Here is a 2,675-nt window from a genome sequence, read left to right as displayed (position 1 = left end):
CCGCGGCGTTCAGCGCCAGGATGTTGGTCTGGAAGGCGATGCCCTCGATCACGCCGACGATGTCGGCGATGCGGCTGGAGCTGTCGGCGATGGCGCGCATGGTGCCCACCACCTCGCCCACGGCGCGGCCGCCGCGCGTGGCCACGTCGGACGCGGCCACGGCCAGTTCCGAGGCGCTGCGCGAGCTGTCGGCGTTGTGGCGCACGGTGGACGACAGTTCGTCCATGCTGGCGGCGGTTTCCTCCAGCGAGGCGGCCTGCTGCTCGGTGCGCGAGGACAGGTCGATGTTGCCGGCGGCGATCTCGCGCGCGCCGGTATGGATTTCCTCGACGCCGTGGCGCACGGCCGAGACGGTGCGGGCCAGGCTGTCCTGCATGCGCTTGACCGCCGCGTAGAGGATGCCGATTTCATTGTTGGCGCGCTGCTCGACGCGGTTGGTCAGGTCGCCGCCGGCGATGCTGTCGAACAGCCGGCCGGCCTCGTGCAGCGGCCGGAAGACCGCGCGCGCGAACACCATGTACACGCCCACCACCAGCGCCGCCACCACGGCCAGCGCGACGACCAGGAACGCCAGCGCGCCATTGATGCGGGTGGACGCCTCGCGCGCCACGCGCTGGCCCACTTCGTCGGCGAAGTCCACGTACTTCTGGATCGCGGCGGTGAAGACCAGGCCCAGCGGCGTGACCTTCTCCAGGTTCAGCTTGCCGGCCTCCTGCGCCTTGCCAGCGCGGATGGCCGCGACCATCGGCGTGATGGCGTCGCGCTGGTACACGTCATAGGCGGCCAGCACGGCCTCGAACAGCGGCTTGCCCACGGGCGAGGTCTCGGGCGTCTTGCGCACGCTGTCGATCAGGTCGGCGGACTTCTTCAGGTAGCCATCCAGCCGCTGCATGCTGGCCAGGCTGTCGATGGACTTGCCTTCCATCAGCGCGGTCTGCGCCGCCAGCATGACCAGGCGGGCGCGCAGCAGTTCGGCGCCGGCGTTATCGACGGCGTTGGCGCGCACCAGGTTGGTGTCGAGCAGGACTTCGATGGAATTGCGGTTGGACGACAGTTGCTGGTGCACGGCGATGCCGATGACCAGGAAAAGCGCGAAAAAGACGGCCAGCGCGGTCGTCAGGATCGCGCGGATGCTTAGGTTCTTGAACATGAGCCACTCCGGGATTGCACGAAAGCGGCGCCCAGGCGTTCAAGGGCCGAGCACGGGGAAATCCTGAAGCGCGAAGCGAGGATGGACGGCGCGGGCGCCCGAACGCCGGCGCGGCTGTGCCTCTATTACGGCTTGATGCAATGAAAAGTTAAATATCTCATTACATTTCAGCCCTTCCCCTTTCCGCCGCATCCGCCATCCCGCCGCAATCACGATCGCCCAGGGTCGCCATGCGTGTCAGCCGGCCAGCAAAGATTCAATCTCGGCCTTGCACTGGAACAAGGCCGCCAGGCAGGCGTCGAGCTGCCCTTCGTAGCGCGCGGCCGGCAACGCGACCGACAGCGCGTACTGCTCGGATTGGCCAGTCTCGATATGCACGCCGATCCCGCAGATGCCGACCGCGTGTTCCTCCAGGTCGAGGGCCCAGCCCCGGGTCCGGACCTCGGCCAGCTGCGCCAGCAGATCCTTGCGCGCGGTGATGGTGTTGGCGGTGCGGCGTTCCAGCCGCGCGCCCAGCAGCGCCTCCAGCGCCGCGTCGTCCAGGCGCGCCAGCAGGGCCTTGCCGTGCGCGGTGCAGTGAATGGGATAGGCGGTGCCCACCGCCGCGACCACGCGCAGCTCCTGGTCGGAGGCGAACTGGTCGACCGACACCGCATGCTGGCCCCGGAACACGCACAGGTCCACGGTCTCGCGCAGCCGCCGCCCCAGCGCCTCGACGAAGGGGCGCGCGGCGGCGACCACGTCGGTATGCGCCGAGGCCGCCAGCCGCACCAGCGCCTGGCCCAGGCGGACGCCGGCGGGCGTGGGGGCGGCCAGCTGCTGCGCTTCCAGCGCCGCGACGATGCGGTGCACGGTGGTGCGCGGCAGGTCCGTCTTCTTCGCGATCTGGCCCAGGCTCTGGCCGCTGTTGTCTTCGGCCAGCGCGCGCAGCACCGCGGCGGCGCGCGAAATCACCTGGCGTCCCGACGCGGAGTCGTTGTCTTCGCTCATTTCCCGATCTCGTTTCTCTTGGCATGTCTTGACAGCCCAGGGGCAAGCCACGACAATTCGATCCGATTAATGGAACACACATCCATTGTACGGAACAGATTATCGTGAATACACCCGCTGGCCCGCAGAGTTTATCCGCCCTGGGAAGCCATACGCTGCTCGCCGTGGCCACGCTCACCATCATGGTGGGCTGCGTGATCGTCCCGGGGCTGCCCGCCGTCGCCGCGCAACTGGGCGTCGGGTCCGGCGGCAGCTGGCTGGTCACGCTGCCCGCGCTGGGGGTGGTGCTGTTCGGCCCGGCCGCCGCCCGCCTGATGGAACGGGCCGGATTGCGGCGCGCGCTCATGCTGGGCCTGTTCCTGTACGGTCTGCTGGGCGCGGCGGGCCCGTACCTGCGCGGCATCTGGCTGATCTACGCCGACCGGCTGCTGCTGGGCGGCGCCACGGCGCTGGTGATGGCGGCGGGCACCGGACTGATCTCCACGTTCTACACGGGCCGCGCGCGGCTGGCGATGATCGCGCGCCAGGGCATGGC

The 2,675-nt window shown here is 69.2% G+C and carries 3 protein-coding genes; 1 reads left to right on the top strand and 2 read right to left on the bottom strand.

Annotation, left to right across the window (positions count from 1 at the left end; translation table 11 throughout):
* Positions 1 to 1,150: Tar ligand binding domain-containing protein (locus KDH83_RS30225; protein WP_212322618.1), on the bottom strand; the 1,150-nt coding region annotated here is incomplete at its 3' end.
* A gap of 237 nt (positions 1,151 to 1,387) precedes the next feature.
* Positions 1,388 to 2,140: an IclR family transcriptional regulator gene (locus tag KDH83_RS30220; protein ID WP_212322616.1), complete on the bottom strand. Its 753-nt coding sequence runs from the start codon at positions 2,138 to 2,140 to the stop codon at positions 1,388 to 1,390.
* Positions 2,141 to 2,244: 104 nt separating this feature from the next.
* On the opposite strand from KDH83_RS30220, the gene KDH83_RS30215 reads away from it, so the two are divergent.
* Positions 2,245 to 2,675: MFS transporter (locus tag KDH83_RS30215; protein WP_212322614.1), on the top strand; the 431-nt coding region annotated here is incomplete at its 3' end.

This window comes from Achromobacter sp. Marseille-Q0513, from assembly GCF_018195695.1.
Taxonomy (GTDB): Bacteria; Pseudomonadota; Gammaproteobacteria; order Burkholderiales; family Burkholderiaceae_B; genus Achromobacter.
The sequence above is the reverse complement of the archived record's forward strand: the minus strand, read 5'-3'. Positions and strand labels throughout refer to the sequence as shown.